The organism is Novosphingobium decolorationis, assembly GCF_018417475.1.
Taxonomy (GTDB): domain Bacteria; phylum Pseudomonadota; class Alphaproteobacteria; order Sphingomonadales; family Sphingomonadaceae; genus Novosphingobium; species Novosphingobium decolorationis.
In genome coordinates, this window is record NZ_CP054856.1 from 1506946 (window position 1) to 1529207 (window position 22262).

The 22262-nt window shown below is 65.3% G+C and carries 21 protein-coding genes and 1 tRNA gene; 16 read left to right on the top strand and 6 right to left on the bottom strand.

The features are described 5' to 3' along the window. Positions 1–29 precede the first annotated feature (29 nt). The 3 genes from HT578_RS06815 (at position 30) to HT578_RS06825 (ending at position 1935) form a co-directional block, all read left to right on the top strand. Positions 30–218, top strand: coding sequence for a (2Fe-2S)-binding protein (locus HT578_RS06815; RefSeq protein WP_039392418.1), 189 nt, complete (start codon positions 30–32; stop codon positions 216–218). A gap of 140 nt (positions 219–358) precedes the next feature. Next, entirely contained in the window at positions 359–838 is a 480-nt protein-coding gene (gene bfr / locus HT578_RS06820) for a bacterioferritin (RefSeq protein WP_039391340.1), read from the top strand. A 29-nt stretch (positions 839–867) separates the two neighbouring features. After that, positions 868–1935 (top strand): NAD(P)H-dependent flavin oxidoreductase, encoded by a 1068-nt coding sequence (locus HT578_RS06825; protein ID WP_213502970.1) that lies wholly within the window; start codon positions 868–870, stop codon positions 1933–1935. Here HT578_RS06825 and HT578_RS06830 read toward each other — a convergent pair. Then, positions 1916–4024: a S9 family peptidase gene (locus tag HT578_RS06830; protein ID WP_213504153.1), complete on the bottom strand. Its 2109-nt coding sequence runs from the start codon at positions 4022–4024 to the stop codon at positions 1916–1918. The genes HT578_RS06825 and HT578_RS06830 overlap by 20 nt on opposite strands. A gap of 125 nt (positions 4025–4149) precedes the next feature. Here HT578_RS06830 and HT578_RS06835 point away from each other — a divergent pair, with 125 nt between their 5' ends. After that, positions 4150–5313 (top strand): AI-2E family transporter, encoded by a 1164-nt coding sequence (locus tag HT578_RS06835; RefSeq protein ID WP_239026536.1) that lies wholly within the window; start codon positions 4150–4152, stop codon positions 5311–5313. 77 nt (positions 5314–5390) lie between these two features. Here HT578_RS06835 and der read toward each other — a convergent pair whose 3' ends face one another. After that, on the bottom strand, positions 5391–6773 hold the full coding sequence (der, locus tag HT578_RS06840; RefSeq protein WP_039391334.1) for a ribosome biogenesis GTPase Der: 1383 nt from the start codon (positions 6771–6773) through the stop codon (positions 5391–5393). Positions 6774–6901: 128 nt separating this feature from the next. Between der and HT578_RS06845 the strand changes: the two genes are divergently transcribed. Continuing rightward, complete coding sequence (locus tag HT578_RS06845) at positions 6902–7543, top strand: CHAP domain-containing protein (protein ID WP_239026537.1); 642 nt, start codon at positions 6902–6904, stop codon at positions 7541–7543. 37 nt (positions 7544–7580) lie between these two features. Here the strand turns inward: HT578_RS06845 and HT578_RS06850 are convergent, their stop codons facing one another. Next, positions 7581–7868: a DUF3297 family protein gene (locus HT578_RS06850; RefSeq protein WP_213502972.1), complete on the bottom strand. Its 288-nt coding sequence runs from the start codon at positions 7866–7868 to the stop codon at positions 7581–7583. Positions 7869–7972: 104 nt separating this feature from the next. Here HT578_RS06850 and HT578_RS06855 point away from each other — a divergent pair. The 6 genes from HT578_RS06855 (at position 7973) to HT578_RS06880 (ending at position 12842) form a co-directional block, all read left to right on the top strand. Then, positions 7973–8047, top strand: a tRNA-Val gene (locus tag HT578_RS06855). Between the two features lie 129 nt (positions 8048–8176). Continuing rightward, entirely contained in the window at positions 8177–8368 is a 192-nt protein-coding gene (locus tag HT578_RS06860) for a YgaP family membrane protein (protein WP_039391330.1), read from the top strand. A 65-nt stretch (positions 8369–8433) separates the two neighbouring features. Next, positions 8434–9714: a serine--tRNA ligase gene (gene serS, locus HT578_RS06865; protein WP_213502974.1), complete on the top strand. Its 1281-nt coding sequence runs from the start codon at positions 8434–8436 to the stop codon at positions 9712–9714. Between the two features lie 76 nt (positions 9715–9790). Next, positions 9791–10555: a 5'/3'-nucleotidase SurE gene (gene surE, locus HT578_RS06870; RefSeq protein ID WP_039391328.1), complete on the top strand. Its 765-nt coding sequence runs from the start codon at positions 9791–9793 to the stop codon at positions 10553–10555. Then, complete coding sequence (locus tag HT578_RS06875) at positions 10552–11766, top strand: LysM peptidoglycan-binding domain-containing M23 family metallopeptidase (protein ID WP_213502977.1); 1215 nt, start codon at positions 10552–10554, stop codon at positions 11764–11766. Before surE ends, HT578_RS06875 begins: the two co-directional genes overlap by 4 nt. A gap of 11 nt (positions 11767–11777) precedes the next feature. Beyond that, the gene (locus HT578_RS06880; protein WP_213502986.1) at positions 11778–12842 is read left to right on the top strand and encodes a potassium channel family protein; all 1065 of its coding nucleotides are present in this window, start codon (positions 11778–11780) and stop codon (positions 12840–12842) included. A 15-nt stretch (positions 12843–12857) separates the two neighbouring features. Here HT578_RS06880 and HT578_RS06885 read toward each other — a convergent pair whose 3' ends face one another. After that, positions 12858–13247, bottom strand: coding sequence for a DUF1761 domain-containing protein (locus HT578_RS06885; protein WP_039391325.1), 390 nt, complete (start codon positions 13245–13247; stop codon positions 12858–12860). Positions 13248–13395: 148 nt separating this feature from the next. Here HT578_RS06885 and rimO point away from each other — a divergent pair, with 148 nt between their 5' ends. Both rimO and HT578_RS06895 read left to right on the top strand, forming a co-directional pair. Continuing rightward, positions 13396–14802 carry a 30S ribosomal protein S12 methylthiotransferase RimO gene (gene rimO, locus HT578_RS06890; RefSeq protein ID WP_213502988.1) on the top strand — a complete coding sequence of 469 codons (1407 nt, stop codon included), beginning with the start codon at positions 13396–13398 and terminating at the stop codon, positions 14800–14802. 364 nt (positions 14803–15166) lie between these two features. After that, on the top strand, positions 15167–15928 hold the full coding sequence (locus HT578_RS06895) for a competence/damage-inducible protein A (protein WP_213502990.1): 762 nt from the start codon (positions 15167–15169) through the stop codon (positions 15926–15928). Between the two features lie 706 nt (positions 15929–16634). Here HT578_RS06895 and HT578_RS06900 read toward each other — a convergent pair. After that, a complete protein-coding gene (locus HT578_RS06900; protein ID WP_213502997.1) occupies positions 16635–17264 on the bottom strand; it encodes a hypothetical protein in 630 nt (209 codons plus the stop codon). Between the two features lie 367 nt (positions 17265–17631). Then, on the bottom strand, positions 17632–18006 hold the full coding sequence (locus tag HT578_RS06905; RefSeq protein ID WP_213502999.1) for a hypothetical protein: 375 nt from the start codon (positions 18004–18006) through the stop codon (positions 17632–17634). Between the two features lie 187 nt (positions 18007–18193). On the opposite strand from HT578_RS06905, the gene HT578_RS06910 reads away from it, so the two are divergent. The 3 genes from HT578_RS06910 to HT578_RS06920 all read left to right on the top strand — a co-directional run bounded on the left by HT578_RS06910 (position 18194) and on the right by HT578_RS06920 (position 22262). Continuing rightward, positions 18194–18427, top strand: a complete 234-nt coding sequence (locus HT578_RS06910) for a hypothetical protein (protein WP_213503001.1) — start codon at positions 18194–18196, stop codon at positions 18425–18427. A 279-nt stretch (positions 18428–18706) separates the two neighbouring features. Beyond that, positions 18707–21052 carry an arylsulfatase gene (locus HT578_RS06915; protein WP_039391321.1) on the top strand — a complete coding sequence of 782 codons (2346 nt, stop codon included), beginning with the start codon at positions 18707–18709 and terminating at the stop codon, positions 21050–21052. Between the two features lie 538 nt (positions 21053–21590). After that, positions 21591–22262: a YitT family protein gene (locus HT578_RS06920; protein WP_213503003.1), complete on the top strand. Its 672-nt coding sequence runs from the start codon at positions 21591–21593 to the stop codon at positions 22260–22262.

A 22262-nucleotide genomic window follows, 5' to 3' on the forward strand; every position in this document is an offset into this window, starting at 1 on the left:
GTATAGTGGACCTCAACGAGGATTCGCTCATGTACGTATGTATCTGTAATGCCATCCGCGAGAAGGACCTGCGCTGCGCCGCCCGGCGTATGAACGGCGATGCCGAAGCCGTCTACGCCGCCATGGGCCGCAAGCCCCAATGCGGACAATGCCTCGACGAGGCCGAAGAGATCATCGCCGAGGAAGTGGAAGCCGCCAGCTACCCCGCGGCGGCCTGAAGTCTCTCCCATTCTGCTGAGAGGATGGGAAAAAGCCTGCCCGCGTCTCGGGACAGGCGGGTAAAAATCGATTGCCTTGCCTTGCCCATGTGCGTCTGGGCGATCATACTCGCGCGCAAATTCCCAGCAGGAGATGCGCCATGAAGGGCGACGCACAGGTCATCGACTACCTGAACAAGGCCTTGTTCAACGAACTTACCGCGATCAACCAGTACTGGCTGCACTACCGCATGCTCGACAACTGGGGGATCAAGAAGCTCGCCGAGTACGAGCGCCACGAATCCATCGACGAGATGAAGCACGCCGACATCCTGGCGGACCGCATCCTCTTCCTCGATGGCCTCCCCAACTTCCAGGCACTCGGCAAGCTGCGCGTGGGCGAGGACGTGGAAGACATCCTCAAGTGCGACCTCGCGCTCGAGCATGACGCGATCCCGCTCCTCAAGGAAGCCATCGCCCACTGCGAAGCGGTGCGCGACTACGTCAGCCGCGAAATCTTCGAGCGCATCCTCGAGAGCGAGGAAGAGCACGTCGACTACCTGGAAAAGCAGTTCGACATGATCGCGCGCATGGGCCTGCAGAACTACTGCCAGCTCCAGAGCGAGGCCGCCCAGGCCTGAGCCGACACGAACCGGACGCACCGCGCGCGATGACGGACTTCTGCAAAGGCCTGGATCTTGCCCTTCCGCTGATCCAGGCCCCGATGGCGGGCACCTCGACGCCCGCCCTTGCCGCGCAAGTCTGCCGCGCCGGTGCGCTCGGCTCGCTTGCCATCGGCCACCTCGATCCGGCCGGAGCCGCCGCGGCGCTCGCGGACCTTGCCAGCCGCACCGACCGGCCCTTCAACGTCAACCTCTTTGCCCACGCGCCTGCCGCCGTCGACCTTGCCCGCGAGGCTGCCTGGCTTGACGCCTTGCGCCCGCGCTTTGCCGCCTTCGGGGCAGCGCCGCCCGCAGAGCTCTCCACCATCTACGACAGCTTCACCGGCAACGCGGCCATGCTCGGCGTGGTTCTGGCCGCCGCCCCGCGCGTCGTCAGCTTCCACTTCGGCCTGCCCGAAGCCCCCGCCATCGCCGCGCTGAAGGCCGCAGGCTCGCGGCTGCTGGCCAGCGTGACCTCGCGCGCCGAGGCCGAAGCGGCGCGCCGGGCCGGGATCGACATGGTGATCGCGCAAGGGTGGGAAGCGGGCGGCCATCGCGGCGTATTCGATCCCGAGGCGCAGGACGCGCAGCTCCCCACCGCGCAGCTCCTTGCCGATCTTGTCGCCTGGGGCGAACTGCCCGTTATCGCGGCGGGCGGCATCATGGATGGGCGCGGCATCGCCGACGCGCTCGAAGCCGGAGCCACCGCCGTCCAGATGGGCACCGCCTTCCTCGCCTGCCCCGAAAGCGCGAGCGACGCCGCCTACCGCGCGCGCCTTGCCTCCGATGCGGCCTACGAGACGGTGATGACGCGCCTTATCTCGGGGCGGCCCGCACGCTGCCTGGCCAATGACTTCACCGCTCTGGCGCAAATTCCCGGCCTGCCCGACGTGCCCGCCTATCCGCGCGCCTACGACGCCGGAAAAGCGCTCAACGCGGCCGCGAAAGCCGCCGGAGAGACCGGCTACGGCGCGCAGTGGGCCGGGACCGGCGCGCCGCGCGTGCGCCCGATGGGCGCGGCCGATCTCGTCCGCACCCTGGGTGCCGAACTCGCCGCTATTCAGCGCCCGGCGTAGGCATCTGCGCGCTGCGCGTATCAGTGCGGTAGCGGTCAAACCAGTCGAGAATGGCTGAGGCCTTTGCCGCCGACTGTGAAGGCCGCGCCGCGATCCCGCCATGGCTCGCGCCGGGCACCTTCACCAGCGCGGTCGGCACGCCCCGGATCTTGAGCGCGGTGTAGTACTGCTCCGATTCGCTGACCGGCGTGCGGTAGTCCTCCGCGCCCACCACCACGAGCGTGGGCGTCCTCACATTGCCGACCAGACTGAGCGGCGAGCGCTTCCAGTAGACCATCGGCTCTTCCCAGACCGGCTTGTCGAACCAGTGGTCGTGGTAGACCGGCGCGCCGTCGGAGGTCAGCGTGAAGCTGCCCCAGTCGATCACCGGCTTCTGCGAAGCGGCGGCCTTGAAGCGGTCGGTCTTGCCCACGATCCAGGCGGTCAGCACGCCCCCACCCGAGCCGCCGGTGACGAACAGGTTGTCGGGATCGGCCACGCCGTCGGCAATCGCCGCGTCGACGGCGGCCATCAGGTCCTCGTAGTCGGGGCCCGGGTAGTTGCGGTCGATCAGCCGGGCGAACTCCTCACCATAGGACGTCGAGCCGCGCGGGTTGGTGTAGAGGACCGCATAGCCGTGCGCCGCGTAAAGCTGGTCGTCGGTCGAGAAGGTCCCGCTGTAGGCCGACATCGGGCCGCCGTGGATTTCCAGGATCAGCGGTGCCTTTTCGCCCGGCGCGAGCCCTGGCGGCGTGACCAGCCAGGCATCGACGGGCCGTCCGTCGGGCGCGGTCACGGCGAGCTTGCGCACCGGCGCCATCGCCTTGTGGTCGATCCACGAACCATTGAGATCGGTCAGCCGCTCGCCCTTTCCGCCCCCGCTACTGACCCACAGGTCCGCCGGGCGGTCGGTGCCATTCGCGGTATAGGCGATGCGCCCGCCCTTCGAGACCGAGAAGCTGCCGCCCGTATAGGGCCGGTCGAAGTGCCCGCCCTGCGTCAGCCCCTCGACCAGGACCTTGAGCGATCCATCGAGGCCCACCTTGCCGACCTTGCGCACGCCCTTCTCGTCGTAGAGCACGTAGAGCGTCGAATTGCCCACCCAGATCGCATCGTCGATGCTGAGGTCATGCGCACCCGTCAGCGAGCGCTTGGCGCTGCCATCGGCGTTCATCACGTAAAGCTCGGTGTTGGTGTAGGAGTGGAGCGCGTCGTCGAAACCGAAGTAGGCGATGCGCTGGCCATCGGGCGAAACCAGCGGCCCCGCATCGGGACCGAACCGGCTGGTCATCGCACTCACGACGCCGCTGGCCACATCAACGGCGTAGATCTCGCCGTCGGAGGGCTTCACCTCCCAGTCGGCCTTGCGATTGCCGGTAAAGAAGATGCGCGTGCCATCCCCGCTCCAGGCAAGCCCGCCCTCATCCGCGAAATTTCCGAAGGTCAGCTGGCGCGGCGCGCCGCCCGTTGCCGGCACCACGAAGACATGCGCCGTGCCCGGCTTGACGTAACCGCCGCCATCGCTGCGGTAGGTGACCTTGTCGATGACTTCCAGCGGCTCGGCCCACTGCGCCCCTTCCGGCTTGCCCGCAGGGGCCGAGCCCAGTGAAAGCCCCTCCCCCGGAACCCGCGTCGCATAGGCAATCTGGCTCCCATCGGGCGACCAGGCGAGGCTGCCCGGACTGTCGGGCAGGCCCGTCACGGCGACATCCGCGCCCCCCTCCATCCAGAGCACATGCAGCTGCGGCGCGCCCTCGCCATCGCTGGAGATATAGGCAAGGCGCGCGCCATCGGGCGACCAGCGCGGCGCGAAGTGCGCGCCCTTGCCCGCTACCAGCGGACGCTGCGTGCCGCTTGCCACGTCGACCAGCCAGAGCGAGGGCACGGCACGGTCGGTCATGATGTCGGCGGCCTGGCGCACGTAGACGACCTGCTTGCCATCGGGCGAGATCTGCGGATCGGTCACCCCCTGGAGGCGGAACAGGTCGCCGGGCACGAAGCCGCGCTCGGGCCCGGCCTCTGCGGCGGCGGCGGCCGCGGGAGCTTCCTGCGCCAGCGCGCCTGGCGCGTACGGGACGCCCACGGCCACGGCACTTGCCACGAACATCATCCAACGCTTTGCGGCCACGGTCTTTCTCCCCATACTTCGGATGCGCCAAGTCTTGCGCGTCGCCCTGAAAAAATCCACCCTCGCTATGACTTTCGCACGGCCATGATGGAAAGGCCGGCACTTTCATGGATGAGCACACGAAGCCGATGCCCCAGTTGAAAAAGCCCGCCTTTGAAGTCGAGGACGGCGGCTACGTCGCCCTCCTCGTCCTGGTGACTTTCGCCTTTGCCTATCTTGTCGCGCCCTTCTTCGGCGCCGTCTTGTGGGGCGTGGTCGCCGCGCTCATGTTCGAGCCGATGACGCGCAAGCTCGCAGGCACACTCGGCGGGCGCAAGAACCTGGCCGCCGCCCTGGTCCTGATCCTGCTGCTGGCGCTGGTCATCCTGCCCACCATCGTGCTCGGCATCAGCCTCGTGAACGAGGCCTCCGCGGTCTACGCCAAGATCAAGGCGGGCGACATCTCGATCCCGGCCATGCTCAAGCAGATCGAGGGGTCACTGCCCGACAGCATACTCCAGTTCATCCGCCAGTACGGCCTGACCGACTTCAACACGCTGCGCCGCATGTTCGGATCGAGCGTGACCACCGGGCTCCAGACCGTCGCCTCGCAGGCGCTGGTGCTGGGCCAGGGCGCGCTCAGCTTCCTCGCTGCGCTGGGCGTCATGCTCTACCTCACCTTCTTCCTGCTGCGCGACGGGCAGCGCTACACCGAGCTCGTGCGCGGCGCGATGCCACTGCGCCCCAAGATGCGCGATTCGCTGTTTGCCCACTTCACCGTCGTCGTGCGCGCGACGATGAAGGGCACGGTGGTCGTCGCCGTCATGCAGGGGCTTGTCGGCGGGATCATCTTCTCCCTGCTGGGGATCGAGGGCGCGCTCCTGTGGGGCGTGCTGATGGGCTTTCTCTCGCTGCTTCCGGCCGTGGGCACCGGGCTCGTGTGGGTCCCGGTCGCGATCTATCTCCTTGCCACCGGCGCGGTCTGGCAGGGCGTGGTGCTGATCCTGGCGGGCATGTTCATCATCGGCATGATCGACAACGTCCTGCGCCCGATCCTCGTCGGTCGCGACACGCGCCTGCCCGACTTCGTGGTGCTGATCGCGACGCTCTCGGGGCTCCAGCTCTTCGGCCTCAACGGCTTCATCGTCGGGCCTGTCATCGCGGCCCTGTTCATCGCGATGTGGAACATCGTGCGCGAGCAGCGCGAGGAAGCGCGCCGTCCGCTCGACACCGCGCTCAGCGAGGAGGAGGCCGACGCCGCCCGCAGCGAAGCCGAGGCTCATCCGGGCTGACCGGCGGGCCCTGCGCACGAAAAAGCCCCCCGGAAGCACGGCTTGCGGGGGGCTTTTTCGTGTGGGGTCCTGCGCCCTTACTTCTTGGTTGCGAAAGGGTTCTTCGCGCTGCGCAGGTTGAGCCGGATCGGCACCGCATCGAAGCCCAGCTCGCGCCGGATCCCGTTGATGAGATAGCGCTTGTAGCTTTCGGGCAGCATGTCGAGACGGGTCCCGAACAGGACGAAGCCCGGCGGGCGGGTCTTGGCCTGCGTGATGTAACGCAGCTTGATGCGCTTGCCTCCGGGCGCGGGCGGCGGGTTGGCCGACAGCGCATCGTCGAACCAGCGGTTGAGCGCCGAAGTCGGCACGCGCCGGCTCCACGCCTCGCGGATCGAGAAGGCCGCCGTCATGAGCTCGTCGAGGCCCTTGCCGGTGCGGCCCGAGATCGCCAGCAGCGGCACGCCGCGCACTTGCGCCAGACCTTCGTTGAGCGCATCGCGAATGCCGTTGAACAGCGAACTGGCGTCCTCGGCCACGTCCCACTTGTTGATCGCGATCATCAGCGCGCGGCCTTCCTCGAGCACCATCGAGGCGATCTTGAGGTCCTGGTGCTCAAGCCCGCGCGTCGCATCGAGCACGAGCACGACGACTTCGGCAAAGTCGATCGCGTGGCGCGCGTCCTGGACGGCCAGGCGCTCCAGCTTCTCGGTGACCTGCGCCTTCTTGCGCATGCCCGCCGTATCGATCAGGCGCACCTCGCGGTCCTCGTCCGTCTTGGGATCGTGCCAGACCCAGTCGATCGCGATCGAATCGCGCGTGATCCCGGCCTCGGGGCCGGTGAGCAGGCGATCTTCCTTGAGATAGCGGTTGATGAGCGTGGACTTGCCCGCGTTGGGTCGCCCGACGATGGCCAGCTTGAGGGGGCCACGCAGCAGCGCTTCCTCGTCCTCTTCCTCCAGTTCGTCCTCTTCGGGCGGCTGGAGCGGCTCGAGATGGGGTAGCAGGCCCTCGAAGAGGTCGCCCATGCCCTCGCCGTGCTCGGCCGAGATCGCGACCGGATCGCCCAGCCCTAGCGAATAGGCTTCGAGCAGGCCCGATTCGCCCGCACGGCCTTCAGCCTTGTTGGCAAGGAGGATGACCGGCACCGGCGAGGCGCGCAGCCACTGCGCGATTTCCTCGTCGAGCGGGGTCAGGCCCGCGCGCGCGTCCATCACGAAGAGGGCAACGTCCGCCGTGGCGAGCGCGGCCTCGGTCTGCTGGCGCATGCGCCCGGGCAGCGTTTCGGCCTCGTCGTCCTCCCACCCGGCGGTATCCACGATGGTGAAATCGAGGCCGAGGAGGTGCGCATCGCCGAAGCGACGGTCGCGCGTCACGCCCGGCTGATCGTCCACAAGCGCAAGGCGCTTGCCGACGAGCCGGTTGAACAGCGTGGACTTGCCGACGTTGGGTCGGCCGATGATGATGACTTGTGGAAGCATGATTCCCACCCGATTGGGGACTTCGGAGCGGTTTGGCAAGAACTGTGCGCAGGCAAGGCAAATTCTTACCTGCCCGTTAACCGAACCTGACAGTCCATGAATAACTATCTCCGGGCAAACCCGGAGCCATGACGGAACATCGCACCGCACGGACATTCGCCGCCCGATCAGCGCTTTGCATGGCCTTCAGCCTCGCCGCCTGGGGTCTGTTCACGGCCCCTGCCGGGGCCCGCGCCGACATCAGCGAGGTGCGCGAGCGCGCGTCCTCAGGCCTGCTCGAATGCGTGCCCTTCGCCCGCGAAGTCTCCGGGATCCGCCTCTCGGGCGATGCCCATACCTGGTGGACGCAGGCCAAGGGGCGCTACGCGAGGGGCCATACGCCGCGCGTCGGGGCCGTGATGGCGATCCGGCCGCACGGCAATTCGCACAACGGCCATGTTGCGATGGTGAGCGAGGTGATCGATTCGCGCACGGTGCTGCTCACCCACGCGAACTGGTCCTACCCCGGCAAGGTCGAGCGGGACGTGGCCGCGCTCGACGTGTCGCCCAACGGCGACTGGAGCGAAGTGCGCATCTGGTACGGCCCCTCGCAGACGCTGGGCGCCGCGCACTGGCCGGTCGATGGCTTCATCTACAACGCCGCTCCGCACACGCAGCTTGCGCGCACCGGGACGGCATCGGCGAATCGGAGCGAAGACACAAGGACGATCAGGGCCGCCTCGTCGTCCCGGTCCGATCCGATCGGCACCATCATCGCCGGAGCCTTCTGAGGTCCGGCGAGGACAGCGCCTCACGAAATCCAGGAAATCAGGCCTTGGCCACCGGTGCCTCGTCGCCGAGGTCTTCGTACCAGGCTTCGACCGGGCCTTTCAGCTTGATCGTCAGCGGGTTGCCGTGGCGGTCGAGCGAACGGCCCGCCTGCACGCGCACCCAGCCCTCGGAAATGCAGTATTCCTCGATGTTGGTGCGCACGGTACCCTTGAAGCGGATACCGATGCCGCGCTGCAGCTTCTCCGCATCGAAGTGCGGGCTGCGCGGGTTGATCGCGATGTGATCGGGCGGCACGTCGGGGCCGGCAGTGGTCTCTTCGGTCATGGGGTGCGATTTAGAGCCCCTTGCGCCCCTGTCAATCGAGCGATGAAAAGAGGGCTTGCCAAGCCCATTTGGATCGCCTAGTGGCGCCTTCCGCACTTGGTAGCGGGCGCGTAGCTCAGCGGTAGAGCACACCCTTCACACGGGTGGGGTCACAGGTTCAATCCCTGTCGCGCCCACCATCCTACCCGGATGGTTTCGATTTCGCACCAAGGCGATTTTCCCGACATTTCCAGATTGCGCGACATCAACAAGCGTTCGTGCGTCCTGGTGTATCCTTGCCTCCCATCATCCCCTGGGAGAGATACGCCATGTTCAAGGCCAATGTCGGCGGGATCGACCGCCTGCTTCGCATCGCGCTTGGTATCGTTCTGATCGCGCTGGTTTTTGTAGGACCCAAGACGCCGTGGGGCTGGATCGGCGTGATCCCGCTCGTCACCGGGTTCGTACGGATCTGCCCGCTCTATACCCTCCTGGGGATTCGCACCTGTCCCAGAGACTGACGCCAGCCCCGACAGGCGCGTTCTCCCGCTTGCGCCGGCACGGCTGAGGCGGCATAGCCCGCCCCATGCACGATATCCGTTCGATCCGCGAGAATCCCGCAGCCTTCGACGCCGGCATGGCGCGTCGCTCGGTGGAGCCGCAGTCCGCCCAGATCCTGGCCCTCGACGAGCAGCGCCGCGCGCTCGCCACCCGCGCGCAGGAAGGCCAGAGCCGCCGCAACGAGGCCTCCAAGGCCATCGGCAAGGCGATGGGCCAGGGCGACACCGCGACCGCCGAGGCGCTCAAGGCCGAAGTCGCCGCGCTCAAGGAGAGCCTGCCCGCGCTCGAGGCCGAGGAAAAGGCCGTCACCGCCCAGCTCAACGAGCTGCTGGCCGCGCTTCCCAACATCCCCGTCGACGAAGTGCCCGAGGGCGCGGACGAGAACGACAACGTCGAAGTCGCCAAGTGGGGCACGCCGGGCACGTATGCCTTCACGCCCAGGGAGCACGCCGACATCGGCCCCGCGCTCGGCCTCGACTTCGAGACCGGCGCGAAGATCTCGGGCGCGCGTTTCACCTTCCTGAAAGGCCAGATGGCGCGCCTCCACCGCGCGCTCGCCCAGTTCATGCTCGACACGCAGACCACGGCCAACGGCTTCATGGAATGCAACGTGCCGCTGCTCGTCAAGGACGAGACCGCCTACGGCACCGGCCAGTTGCCCAAGTTCTCGGAAGACCTGTTCCAGACCACCGATGGCCGCTGGCTGATTCCGACCGCGGAGGTTTCGCTGACCAACGCGGTGCAGGGTGAGATCGTCGACAACGCCGAACTCCCCTTGCGCATGACCGCGCTCACCCCCTGCTTCCGTTCGGAAGCGGGCGCAGCGGGGCGCGACACGCGCGGCTTCATCCGCCAGCACCAGTTCGAGAAGGTCGAGCTTGTCACCGTGTGCCGCCCCGAGGAGAGCGAAGCCGAGCACGAAAAGATGGTGGCCGCGGCCGAAGGCATCCTCCAGGCGCTCGAGCTCCCCTACCGCAAGGTACTGCTGTGCAGCGGCGACATGGGCGCGACCGCGAAGAAGACCTTCGATCTTGAAGTCTGGCTGCCCGGCCAGGGCGCCTACCGCGAGATCAGCTCGATCTCGAACTGCGGCGACTTCCAGGCCCGCCGCATGAACGCGCGCTACAAGCCCGAAGGCTCCAAGAAGACCGAGTTCCTGCACACGCTCAACGGCTCGGGCCTTGCCGTGGGCCGCACGCTCGTTGCCGTGCTGGAAAACTACCAGCAGGAGGACGGCTCGGTGCGTGTGCCCGAAGTCCTCAAGCCCTGGATGGGCGGCCTCGAGGCCCTCACCCCGCTCCGCTAAGAGAGGTGACGGGGCCCTGCACGGGCCCCGTCCTTTTCCCACCCGACCTGTCAACGACTGCCCTTGCGAGATTTCCATGCGTATCCTCCTCACCAACGACGATGGCATCAACGCCCCCGGACTCTACGTGCTGGAGAAGATCGCCGCCCAGCTTTCGGACGACATCTGGATCTGCGCGCCGAGCGAGGAGCAGTCGGGGGCGGGGCATTCGCTCACGCTCAACCGGCCAGTGCGGCTGCGCGAACATGCCCCGCGCCGCTTCTCGGTGACGGGCACGCCCACCGATTCGGTGACGATGGCGCTGCGCAAGGTGCTGCCCGGCAAGCCCGACCTCATCCTCTCGGGCGTCAACCGCGGCGCGAACCTGGGCGATGACATCACCTATTCGGGCACCGTTTCGGCGGCGATGGAAGGCGCGCTGGCAGGCATTCCCGCCATTGCGATGAGCCAGCTCATCACGCGTAACGATTCCGGCCACGACGTCAGCTTCTCGGCGGCCGAGGAATGGGGTGCCAAGGTGCTGAAGCCGCTGGTGGAGGCCGAGTTCGCCCCGCGCACCCTCCTCAACGTCAACTTCCCCGCGCTGCCGGGCAAGGACGTGAAGGGCGTGCGCGTCGTGCGCCAGGGCTTCCACGATTACGAACGTGGCACGCTTGTCGAATCGGTCGACCCGCGCGGTTTTCCCTATTTCTGGTTCGGCCTCCAGGGCATCGAGCACACGATCGGCGCCAACACCGACCTTGAAGCCACCTCGGAAGGTTTCGTCTCGGTCACCCCGCTCCAGCTCGACCTGACGCACGAGGCCTCGCTCGCCGCGCTTGCCCAGCGATTCGAAGCATGAAGCGCCTTACCGGAGCGGTGGCCCTCGCGCTGGCCCTGCCCACATGCGCTCTTGCCGCCCCCGCGTCCCAGGAAAGCACGCACGTTGTCGCCCCCGGCGAGACGCTGAACGGCATCGCCAACCGCGCAGGGGTCTCACCCGACGCGCTCGCGCGCGCCAACGGGCTTGAGCCGCCCTATGTCGTGCGCCTCGGCCAGAGCCTGACGATCCCGCGCAGCGCCGCCACGACCAGAGCCGCTGCCCCCAAGGCCGCACCGGCTCGGGAGGCGCGCACCTACACCGTCACCTCGGGTGAGACCCTGAACGGCATCGCCAACCGCACCGGCGTCTCCCCGGCCGAGCTCGCCCGGGCCAACGGCCTTGCCGAGCCTTATGGGGTGCGCATCGGGCAGACGCTCACCATTCCGGGCACGCAGGCTCCCAAGGCACCGTCCGCCCCCGCCCCGACCTCGCAGCCCGCCCCCGAATTCAAGGGCGAGACCTACCTGGTCAAGAGCGGCGAGACGCTGGGCGGCGTTGCCCAGCGTACCGGCGTCGCGCGCGTGCTCATTGCCGAGGCCAACGGGCTCGAACCGCCCTACGTGCTCAAGGTCGGCCAGCGCCTCGCCATCCCGCGCACCCGCCGCCATACCGTGGCCAAGGGCGACAGCGGCTTTTCCATCGCGCTCGAATACGGCGTGCCCTGGGACGCCATTGCCGTGGCCAGCGGAATCGAACCGGACGCCTCTGTGCGTCCCGGGCAGGAACTCGTCATCCCCTCGCTTGTCGCGACCAGGGCAACCCCAGCGGCCGCGACGGCAACTACGGCGCCCAAGCCCGCAGCCCCGGCACCGAGCACCCGCTTCCTCTGGCCGGTAAAGGGCCCCATCAACAGGGGCTTCAAGCTCGGGTCCGACTACCACGACGGTCTCGACATCAAGGCCGCACGCGGCACGATGGTGCGCGCCGCCGCAGCGGGAACGGTGCGTTTTGCCGGGCTGGAGAAGGAACAGTTCGGCAACCTCGTCGTCATCGACCATGGCGGTGACTGGTTCACCGCCTACGCCTTCCTCAGCCGCATCACCGTCAAGAACGGCACCAACGTCGCCAAGGGTGAGCGCATCGGGCTGGTCGGCGATACGGGCGAGGCCAAGGGCAACGAGCTCCACTTCGAGATCCGCCACGACGGCGCGCCGGTGAACCCGGTGGACGAATTGCCCAAGGCTCCCTAAGCCTTGGCCCCATGCTGAAATCACAGCGCCCCCGGCGACGTCCCCTTCCCGCCATGTTCAAGCCGCTACGCCGCGCGCTCGCCGTGCCGGTCTGGGCGGACGTGGCGCTGCGCATCGGGGCGGCGCTCGCGCTCATCTCGATCGTCGTGCTGGTCCACTGGCTCGACCGCGATGGCCTGCGCGACAGCTTCGATGGCGAAGTCAGCTTCCTCGACGTCGTCTATTTCACGATGATCTCGATCACCACGACCGGGTTTGGCGACATTGCGCCGGTCAGCGACAAGTCGCGGCTGGTCGAAGCCATCATCGTCACCCCGATCCGTCTGGCCGTCATCTACATCTTCGTCGGCACGGCCTACAATTTCATCATCAAGCGCAGCTGGGAGAAGTGGCGCATGAAGCGCATCCAGGAACGCCTCGAGGACCATATCGTCGTGCTCGGTTACGGCGTCAGCGGCTCCGAAGCGGTGGCCGAGCTGATCGCCCGCGACACCGATCCCTCGTGCATCGTCGTCATCGACCCCTCCCCGGCACGCCTCGCGCTGGCCGAACAGGCCGGGTGCAACGTGCTGGAGGGCGACGCCACCCGCGACGAGACCCTGAACGCGGTGCGCATCAACCGCGCCCGCACGGTCCTTGTCTCGGCCGGGCGCGACGACACCACCATCCTCATCATCCTGACCGCCCGCCACATGGCCCCCAAGGTCCCGATTACCGCCGTCGTGCGCGCGGACGACAACGAACTGCTCGCCCGCCAGGCAGGCGCGGACAACGTCATCAACCCGGTGCGTTTCACAGGGCTCCTGCTGGCCGGTTCCGCCGAGGGCAAGCACATCTCGGAATACCTCTCCGACCTCGCCTCGGTGACCGGCCGGGTCCAGCTTGTCGAGCGCCCCGTCGCCAGGGACGAGATCGGCCGCCCCCTTGCCGAGATCACCACCGGCAAGGGCCTTCGCATCTATCGCGGCACCAGGGCCATCGGCTTCTGGCAGGACGAGGCGCACACGCTGGAGCCGGGCGATATCGTCGTCGAGATCACGTCCACGGGCTGGGAAGAGGACGATCCGACACCCTGATGAGCGCAGTCAGCCTCAGCCCAGCAGCCAGAACACCACCGCCATGGCCAGGTAGATCACCGGCCAGAACAGGCAGTCGGCCAGGAACTGGGGCGCCTGGGTGCGGTTGCGCGAATTGGTGATCCACACCGCCGGGATCACGAAGGCCAGCGCGATGCCGCCGGTCTGCATGAAGTAGAGCCAGGGCTTGGCCTGCAGCGTCGCCGCACCGATCCGGGCGAAGGAATGGCCGAACATGGCCGCGGCCAGGAAACAGGCGAGCGTGACCCCGACATAGGCCCCCACGCGGCGCGCCGGACGCGGCTGGAAGCGGCGTTCCTGCAGCGGAAGCCCATTCCACAGCAGGCCGATGACCATCGCCACGATCGTCGCCAGCACCACCGCCAGCCAGTTTACAGGACCCATCTCTTTCCTCGTTCTTCGGAATTGCCCTGTCCTTGCAGCCTGAGCCTTGAGAAACAAGGCCTTGGTCCTCGTGAACTCCACAGGTCGCGACCAAGCGTTCGTTTTGCGTGACTCCGCGCCGCAAAGCGCGTATCGGGCGCCCCATCCCATGGCTATTGAAATTCCCTCTCCGCCCAAGGTCGGCATGGTCAGCCTCGGCTGCCCCAAGGCGCTCGTCGATTCCGAGCGTATCCTCACGCGCCTGCGTGCCGACGGCTACACGATGAGCCCCGACTATGCGGGTGCCGACGTCGTCCTCGTCAACACCTGCGGCTTTCTCGATTCCGCCAAGGAGGAAAGCCTTGCCGCGATCGGCGAAGCGATGGCCGAGAACGGCCGCGTGATCGTCACCGGCTGCATGGGCAACGAGGCCGACGCTATCCGTGCGCGCTTCCCCGACGTGCTCGCCATTACCGGCGCACATCAGTACGAGGACGTGGTGGGCGCCGTGCACGACGCAGCCCCGCCGGAGCTTTCGCCTTACGTCGACCTCATCCCGCAGGCGCGCGGCGGCGAATTCACCCCCGACAGCGCGGACGGCGGCATCAAGTTGACCCCCCGCCACTACGGCTATCTCAAGATTTCCGAGGGCTGCAACCACGCCTGCTCGTTCTGCATCATCCCTTCGCTGCGCGGCAAGCTCGCCAGCCGGCGGATCGATGCGGTGCTGCGCGAGGCGGAGAAGCTGGTCCAGGCTGGCACGCGCGAACTGCTCGTCATCAGCCAGGACACCTCGGCCTATGGTGTCGATGTGCGCCACGAGGAGCGCACCTGGAAGGACCACGCGGTCCGCACCCACATGACCGACCTCGCGCGCGAACTGGGCCAGCTGACCGACGCTAGCGGCCAGCGCCCCTGGGTGCGCCTGCACTACGTCTACCCCTACCCGCACGTCGACCAGGTCATCCCCCTGATGGCCGAGGGGCTGATCACGCCCTACCTCGACATTCCCTTCCAGCACGCCGCACCGTCCGTCCTCAAGTCGATGAAGCGCCCGGCGAACGAGGCCAAGGTCCTCGACCGCCTGCGCTCCTGGCGCGAGATCTGCCCCGACATCGCGATCCGTTCCAGCTTCGTGGTCGGCTTCCCCGGCGAGACCGAGGCCGATTTCGAGTACCTGCTCGACTGGCTCGAGGAGGCCCAGCTTGACCGCGTCGGCGCGTTCCGCTTCGAACCCGTCGAAGGCGCGGCCGCGAACGACCTGCCGGGCGCCGTGCCCGAAGAGGTCAAGGAAGAGCGTTACGCGCGCATCATGGAGAAGACCGCCGCGATCAGCGCCGCCAAGCTCCAGGCCAAGATCGGCCGCGTGCTCCCCGTCATCATCGACGAGGTGGGCGCGCCCGACGAGGACGGCGATGTCGGCGCAACCGGCCGCTCGCAGGCCGACGCCCCCGAGATCGACGGCGCCGTGTACCTGCGCGACGTCGACCCGAATCTCGCTCCGGGCGACATCGTTGCAGTGCACATCGAGGACGCCGACGAGCACGATCTGTTCGGCGCCATCGCCCAGGCGTAATACTATAGTCGAACTTGGTAGGACTCCGCGCCCGGCGCGGGGTCCTTTTTCGTATCTGCGCGATACGCGATAATGGCGCATTTCCAGCATGTTAGCAGGTTAATATCGAGGAAAGACGCATTTCATGCACCATTCGATTGCGCAAAATGCAATGTTGCCAGCTTTTTTCGCATTTGCAGCGAAGCCCGTCCCGGCGCATACAGAATGCGCCTTTCAGGCATCCTCTCCCAAAAAACTTCCATAGGCTGGCCTTCGGGCCGGCCTTTTTTTTGCCCTGCGATCAGAGCCGCTTTTCACATCGGGAATCAGCCCCTTGAGGCTGCGGGGTCTGGCCCCGTGCGCGCATTTGGCCTAGCGAAGGGACATGCCTACTCCTTCGCGAATCTACACGGCCGCCCTCGTCGTCATCGGCGATGAAATCCTCTCGGGACGCACGCACGACAAGAACATCGCGCAAGTCGCCTCCTGGCTGCAGATCCAGGGCATCCGCCTGAAGGAGGTGCGCGTCGTCGCGGACGAGACCGACGCCATCGTCGAGGCCGTCAACACCCTGCGCGCGCGCAACGACTACCTCTTCACCACTGGCGGCATCGGCCCCACGCATGACGACATCACCGTCGATGCCATCTCGCAGGCGCTGGGCGTGCCCGTCATCGTCCACCCCGAAGCGCGCGCGATCCTGGAAGAGTACTACACCACCCGCGGCGGCCTCACCGAAGCGCGCCTGCGCATGGCCCGCACGCCCGAAGGCGCGAGCCTCATCCCCAACCGCTACACCGGGGCCCCGGGTATCCGCGCGGAAAACATCTTCATCATGGCCGGCGTCCCCAGCATCACCGCGGGCATGCTCGATGCACTGACCGGCACGCTCGAAGGCGGCGCGCCGCTCCTCTCCGAGACCATCGGCTGCTGGGTCGGCGAAAGCGAAGTCGCCGAGCTCCTGCGCGAGACCGAAAAGGCCCACCCCACCTGCCAGATCGGCTCCTACCCGTTCTGGGGCGAAGGACGCACCGGCGCCAACTTCGTCGTGCGCTCCACCGAAGCCGACGACCTCGCCGCCTGCACCCGCGCCCTCACCACCGGCCTCCAGGCCCTCGGCCGCACCGCCGTCTTCGGCGGGATCTGACCCGCCCGCTTCCTTCGAGAAGACCGGACAAAAAGTGATTCCCGAGGGCTATCGCCCTCGGGCTCCCGGAACTGTCGAGCGCAGCCTGGCCTTTCAGGGCTCATCCAAAGTCGAAGGCTTCGGGGTCGGGCCCAAGGGTGACACCCAGGTTGACACAGTTGACACCGTCCAGGGGAAGATTGTGTCACCTGTCTGCCTGGGCCAGCCCGCCCCGCCGTCCGGTCGCTGCAGAATTGTGCCGAGACGCATCCCTTTCCTTTCCGCCCGCCCCCAACACGGCAGAGCGAACGGAGAGAATACCGCAGGCACACCGGTGTAGGAAAATCCAATCTCACCGCGCGCAAGGCCAAGGCCCTGCCGGCATCCTCTCGCGTGCCGTGCCCGAGAATGCAGCTGAAAAAGCGGAAAGAAGCGGATTTCCGAGGGCCATCGCCCTCGGGCTCCCCAAACTGTCGAGCGCAGCTCTGCCTTTTCGCCTCAATCCATGAAGGATGGCCGCTGTATTCGAAGCGCCGTATCCGGAGTGCCATAGACGGGCCGGTAGCGGAATGTCGGGTTTCGATAAAAAATCAGATAATGCCGACATTCTGCAAGCTAATCAGCTACATCCAACGCGCGCTATCGTGAACACGAGTGACAGTGTCCTCATAAATTTCCAGTTCGTCTTTCGGCCGAGCAGAGAGCGCCAAGGCTCAAAGCAATCGAATTAGCTTCTCGCCGAGCCCCTACGGTAGCCGCTTCTCGACCCTTCGAGGATATCTCGCGCCGCACCCTCACTTCCAGCGAAAGTAGCTAGATCGGTGAAGTGATTTTGTGCTAGCTGCGAGAGCTCAGTCGATTCACCGGCTTCATGATTTAAAGCGCTAGTTACTTGAGCGTTAAGTTTCTGAGTGTGGTCACCGATTAGTGTCAATGCCCGCTGTGTCATCTGACGCAGCGTGTCAATCAGGCGCGGCTGAATGACCACACGACTACTCAAGGTTACGACCTGGGTCGACCCATCAGGGTTTAACATGAGAAAAACACCGTCCGAATGGAACACTTTTCCACCATGTATCTCGCCTGGCCCGAAGTGCGCCAGCGCGTTATCACGCAACTCGCAAAGCATTAAATGTTTTGCGACTTCATCATCGGCATATTCCTTTAGAAAATTGAATCGATACTTTCGATGCTTCGATGATGTCTTTGTCACGCGGGCGTAAAGATAGATCGAACTGTAGAGCAAGCCAAGAAAGGCGTTTTCGTCTGCCGACGCGACTTGTGCGGTGGTCGCACGGTCCCGTAAGCCTTCCATGGTTCCGATGAAGTCGATCGCCATCTGAAGATCGGTTCGCATCGAATGTGCATCCCGAAGCTGCAAGATAAGCCGCTTCAATTCTTGGAGTCGGTCAGGAAGGCTCTCGGCTAGGCTGACAAGATCAACTACTTGGCGAATTTTGGACACTCAGTTAACCCTCTGGTTGCTCACCGCCGGCTAAAACCTAATAGGCGGAAGACAGCGTTTCTTCATGAATCCAACTATGGATACGGTCAGCCGACAATGTCTAGTTCTGACGGAAGCTGGATTTCCTGGAAGCGGGCGGAATGTCTGCTTCCAGCAATGGCGAAATTGCCATTAAACGGCTTGGGTGGGCGCATGGCGGAATTTCAGCGCACGCCCCTTTGCGGTCCTTCCATGCCACCGATTTGGGCAATCGCCTTGCCTAGCGCGACATGAAGCAATCCACGGCATGCCCACGATTGGGCGATACCCCAAAGCCGGAAGCTGACTTGAATATCAAAGCGAAATCACCGTCAGGGTCAGGATCATAAGCGAGGAAGATATCGTCATCCTCAGCGACAATGGCAACCCGCCTTGGCACCGGCTTGGGGATGCTTCCAGGGAAGCGCCCGTCACCATCAATCTCGATGATATAAGGCTCGATCAAAGACGCTCTCATCTCATCTAATTGCTGCGCAAACCATGTCTCAGGGAGAGCCTCTCCTAGCTGGTCAGGACGCGGGGCCGGTACAACGAAGGTTTCGATTTCCGTCACCACCAGCTGGCTCACATCAGCAAGAGAAATATGCGCGTCCATATTCTGGAATGTTAGCCGAAGGCGCTGCGGTAGCAAGGTCCGCTTCCTGGCGCGTAGATTCGGCCCCAAACGACCAATAAGGGCGCGCAGTCACCTAAAGCACTTCACCCTGTCGATAGGCGATCTTGGCATCACCCCGGGCTTTGGCTCCGCGTTCTGTACGCGACACGGTCGGCATGTGATCGATATGAGTTACAAGAGCACCGAGAAAGTCAGCAACCACTCCACCTTCATGGCTGGTTTCGACATGGATGCGAAGAGCGTCGGGATCGGTGCCAAAATTTCGAACGACTACATCGGCACCAAAAATACGTTGTGCAGCTTCTCGGATAAAAGATGCCTGCTCGGGCGTGAGTTTGCAGGGCTTCTGCGGCGGTGTCGGCGGGTTGGCGGGTTGGCGGGCGGCATGGCGAACACATAACCCGCACCAGCGAGATCCGCTATGGGAGACTGCAGATCTCCAGGTCGGAAAAGGCAACCAGACTGGCTGCTTCCGGAGACGACAAATCGGCCCTGAACGACCAGCATGGGCGCAAGTCGGCCCTCTCCAGATCAGGGGTGCTGCGCGAGACCTATCAGGGTAATCCCCTATGCCATCGTCTTTAGAGGCGTGACAGCCTCCCTGTGCGAGACGCAGGCGCTGGCCTGCCTAGATGGGGCGATGACAATGAAATTCTTGGCAAAGGTTTCGACAATACTCATGGCATCCTGCAGCACCATGGGATTGTCCATCCCGGCGCAGGCCCAGGAGCCGGCCGAGCCGCTGGCCGCGCAGGACGGGCAGGTGACCTTGCCCTATGCCGAGAAGAAGTTCACAGGCGCGGTCGGAACGACCTATCTCAATTCCGACGCGCCGCAGTTTCCCGCACCGATCACCGCGCCCGAGGGGGCGCCCAATGTGCTCCTCGTCCTGCTCGACGACGTGGGCTTCGGACAGTTCAGCGTGACCGGCGGGGCAGTGCCTTCGCCCGCCATGGAAAAGCTTGCGGCGGACGGTGTCACCTACAATCGCTTTCACACCACCGCGCTGTGCTCGCCCACGCGCGCCGCCCTGCTGACGGGCCGCAACCACAACGTCTCGGGCACGGGCGTCATCACCGAGCTGGCGACGGGCTATGACGGCTATACCGGGATCATCCCCGCCGACACGGCCACCTTCGCCGAGACGTTGCACCAGAACGGGTATGTCACCGCCTGGATCGGCAAGAACCACAACACCCCGATCTACGAGACCAGCGTGATGGGGCCCTTCAACCACTGGCCCAACGGGCTGGGCTTCGACTATTTCTACGGTTTCATGGCGGGCGACACCAACCAGATCCGCCCCTATCTCTACGAGAACCAGACCGCGGTCGGCACCCCGACGCGGGATGACTACATCCTCTCCACCGACCTTGCCGACAAGACTATCAACTGGCTCCAGCAGCTGGAATCGGTGCAGCCCGACAAGCCCTGGCTGGCCTACCTTGCGCCCGCGGCCACCCACGCTCCGCACCAGGCGCCGCCCGAACTCATTGCGAAGTTCAAGGGCCAGTTCGACATGGGCTGGGACGCCTACCGCGAGATGACCTTCCAGCGGCAGAAGGAGATGGGGATCATCCCGGCCGACGCGAAGCTGACCCCGCGGCCCAAGAGCCTGCCTGCCTGGAACACTCTCGATGCCGACCAGAAGCGGCTCTACGCGCGGATGATGGAGGTCTTTGCGGCCTTCGGATACCAGGTCGATCAGGAAGTGGGCCGGGTCATCGACTACGTGGAAAGCCTACCTGATGCCGACAACACGATGATCATCTACATTGTGGGAGATAACGGCGCCTCGGCCGAAGGCGGTTTTGACGGCACGCTCAACGAGAACGCGTTCTTCAATTCCTACCTGATGACGCCAGACGACATGCTCGCGCGGATCGACGAGATCGGCACCGAGATGCACTTCAACCACTTCCCGGCGGCTTGGGCCTGGGCAGTCGACACACCCTTCCAGTGGACCAAACAGGTCGCCAGTCACCTGGGCGGAGTGCGCAACCCGATGATCGTGAAGTACCCGCGCGCGACTGCCGCCAAGGGGCAAGTGCGCGACCAGTTCGTCCACGTCATCGATGTCGCCCCCACGATCCTGGAGGCGGCGCACATCGCGCAGCCGCGCAGCGTGAACGGGGTCGAGCAGACCCCGATCCAGGGCAAGAGCTTCCTGCCCACTCTCAACGATCCCAGCGCCGAAGCCATCCGCAATATGCAGTACTTCGAGATGGTCACTAACCGGGCGATGTACCACGAGGGCTGGTGGGCGGCCTCGCTCGCCTTCGAACCCTGGGAGCCCGAGCGCGGTGAATTCGACCCGATGACCGCGAAGTGGGAACTCTACAACCTGGAGACCGACTTCAGCCAGGCGGTCGATGTCGCCACCAAGTACCCCGAAAAGCTGGAGGAACTGAAGGCGCTGTGGTGGGCGCAGGCGTCTGCCAACAAGGCGCTGCCGCTCGACTGGCGCGGGGCCGAGCGCTTCAGTGCGGAAGCCACCGGCAAGCCCAACCTGGCCGCGGGCCGCACCACCTTTACCTACCACGGGATCATGGCGGGCCTGCCCGAGGCCTCCGCGCCCGATCTCAAGAACAAGTCCTTCAGCGTGACCGCCAATGTGATGATCGATGCCAACGCGAACGGCGTGATCTTCACCCAGGGCGGCAACACCGGCGGCTGGGCGTTCTACCTCAAGGACGGCCTGCTCAAGGCGGCGCACAACTTCATCGACGTGGAGCGCTATGCGGTGGCGAGCACCACGCCGGTGCCAGCGGGCGAGCATCAACTGACGATGCAGTTCGCTTATGCGGGCGGCAGCGAGATGGGCAAGAACGGCACGCTGACGCTTTCGGTCGATGGCCAGCAAGTGGCCACAGGACCCGTCGCGCGCACCACGCCCTTCAAGTACTCGCTGTCCGAGAACCAGGACATCGGGACTGATACCGGCACTCCGGTGACGTACGACTACACCGGCCCCTTCACCTTCGAGGGTGTGCTCAAGGACGTCACCGTCAAATTGGGGAAATAGTGCTGGCCACTTTGTTCGCTATTCCCGGGAACTGTTTCGCGATAGTTCCCGGGTGCATTGGCAGCATATCACCGCATTATAGTGAAGCCGAGGCCTTGAGGCTGGGCCAGCCACGACTTACTAAATTGATGGATGCCGGAGCAGCCTGATCGGCAGCTTTCGGATAGGGCGCTAGCCGCTCTGAATGGCTAGAATGGGCGCCCAGCCGCCATAGCACCTACGCCCGCGAAACACAGGAAGCCAAGGGTGACGGCAGAGCGCCTATTCCTCGGCACGGCCTGCCCTCTTCGATTTCGGGAGCCCGAGGGCGATGGCCCTCGGAATCATCCTTTTCCTCTTCCATTTCAGATGCCTGTCGTTTGGCTAACGCCTTCCCTTGACCGCACGGTCTACTAAGCCCCTCCCATGCAATTGGCCCAAGATATTACCTTGCACAAGCGAGGTATTTTGAACTACAATTGCGCAACATAAAAACAGGGGCAGGATGATCCGGCGGCGCGGTGCCGGAAAGGCGCAAGGCTTTGAAGAGGATTGCGTTGTGACGGATACCCCTGTGCCCGCCGAGACCATGGAGCGGCCCGAATTGACCCGGGCGCGTCAGGGGGCGATTCCCGATGGCACGCCGCACAGCCTGTTCGAGGACGTCTATGCGCTGTGCGTGGGCACGGTCCTGCTCTCGCTGGGCGTGGTCATCCTGCAGAAGGCGGAACTTGCCACGGGCGGCGTTGCGGGCATGGCGCTGACGCTGAGCTACCTGACCGGCCTTCCCGTTGGCGTGCTCTACGGCGGCCTGACCCTGCCGATGCTGGCCATTACCATCCGTTCCATGGGCCGCGCGTTTCTGGTCAAGACGCTGATCGTCACCTTCGGCGTCTTCGCGCTGACCGGGATCACCCCCCATGTCTTCGAGATCGCCCGGATCAGCACGCCGGTGGCCGCCATTGTCGGGGGCACGGTGATCGGCATGGGCGCGCTGGCGCTGGCCCGCCACGCCGCTGGCTCGGGCGGATCGGGCGCCATCGTCCTGTGGCTCTACCGCACGCGCGGGTGGAACGCGGGCCGTTCCCAGATGCTGTTCGATGCCTGCGTGCTCGCCTTCTCGCTCATCAGCCTCGACCTCACCCGCATGCTGTGGTCGCTCTTGGGTGTCGCGGCGACGGGCGGCATCCTTTACGTCTGGCACCGCCCGGGCCGCTACACCGGCTACTGA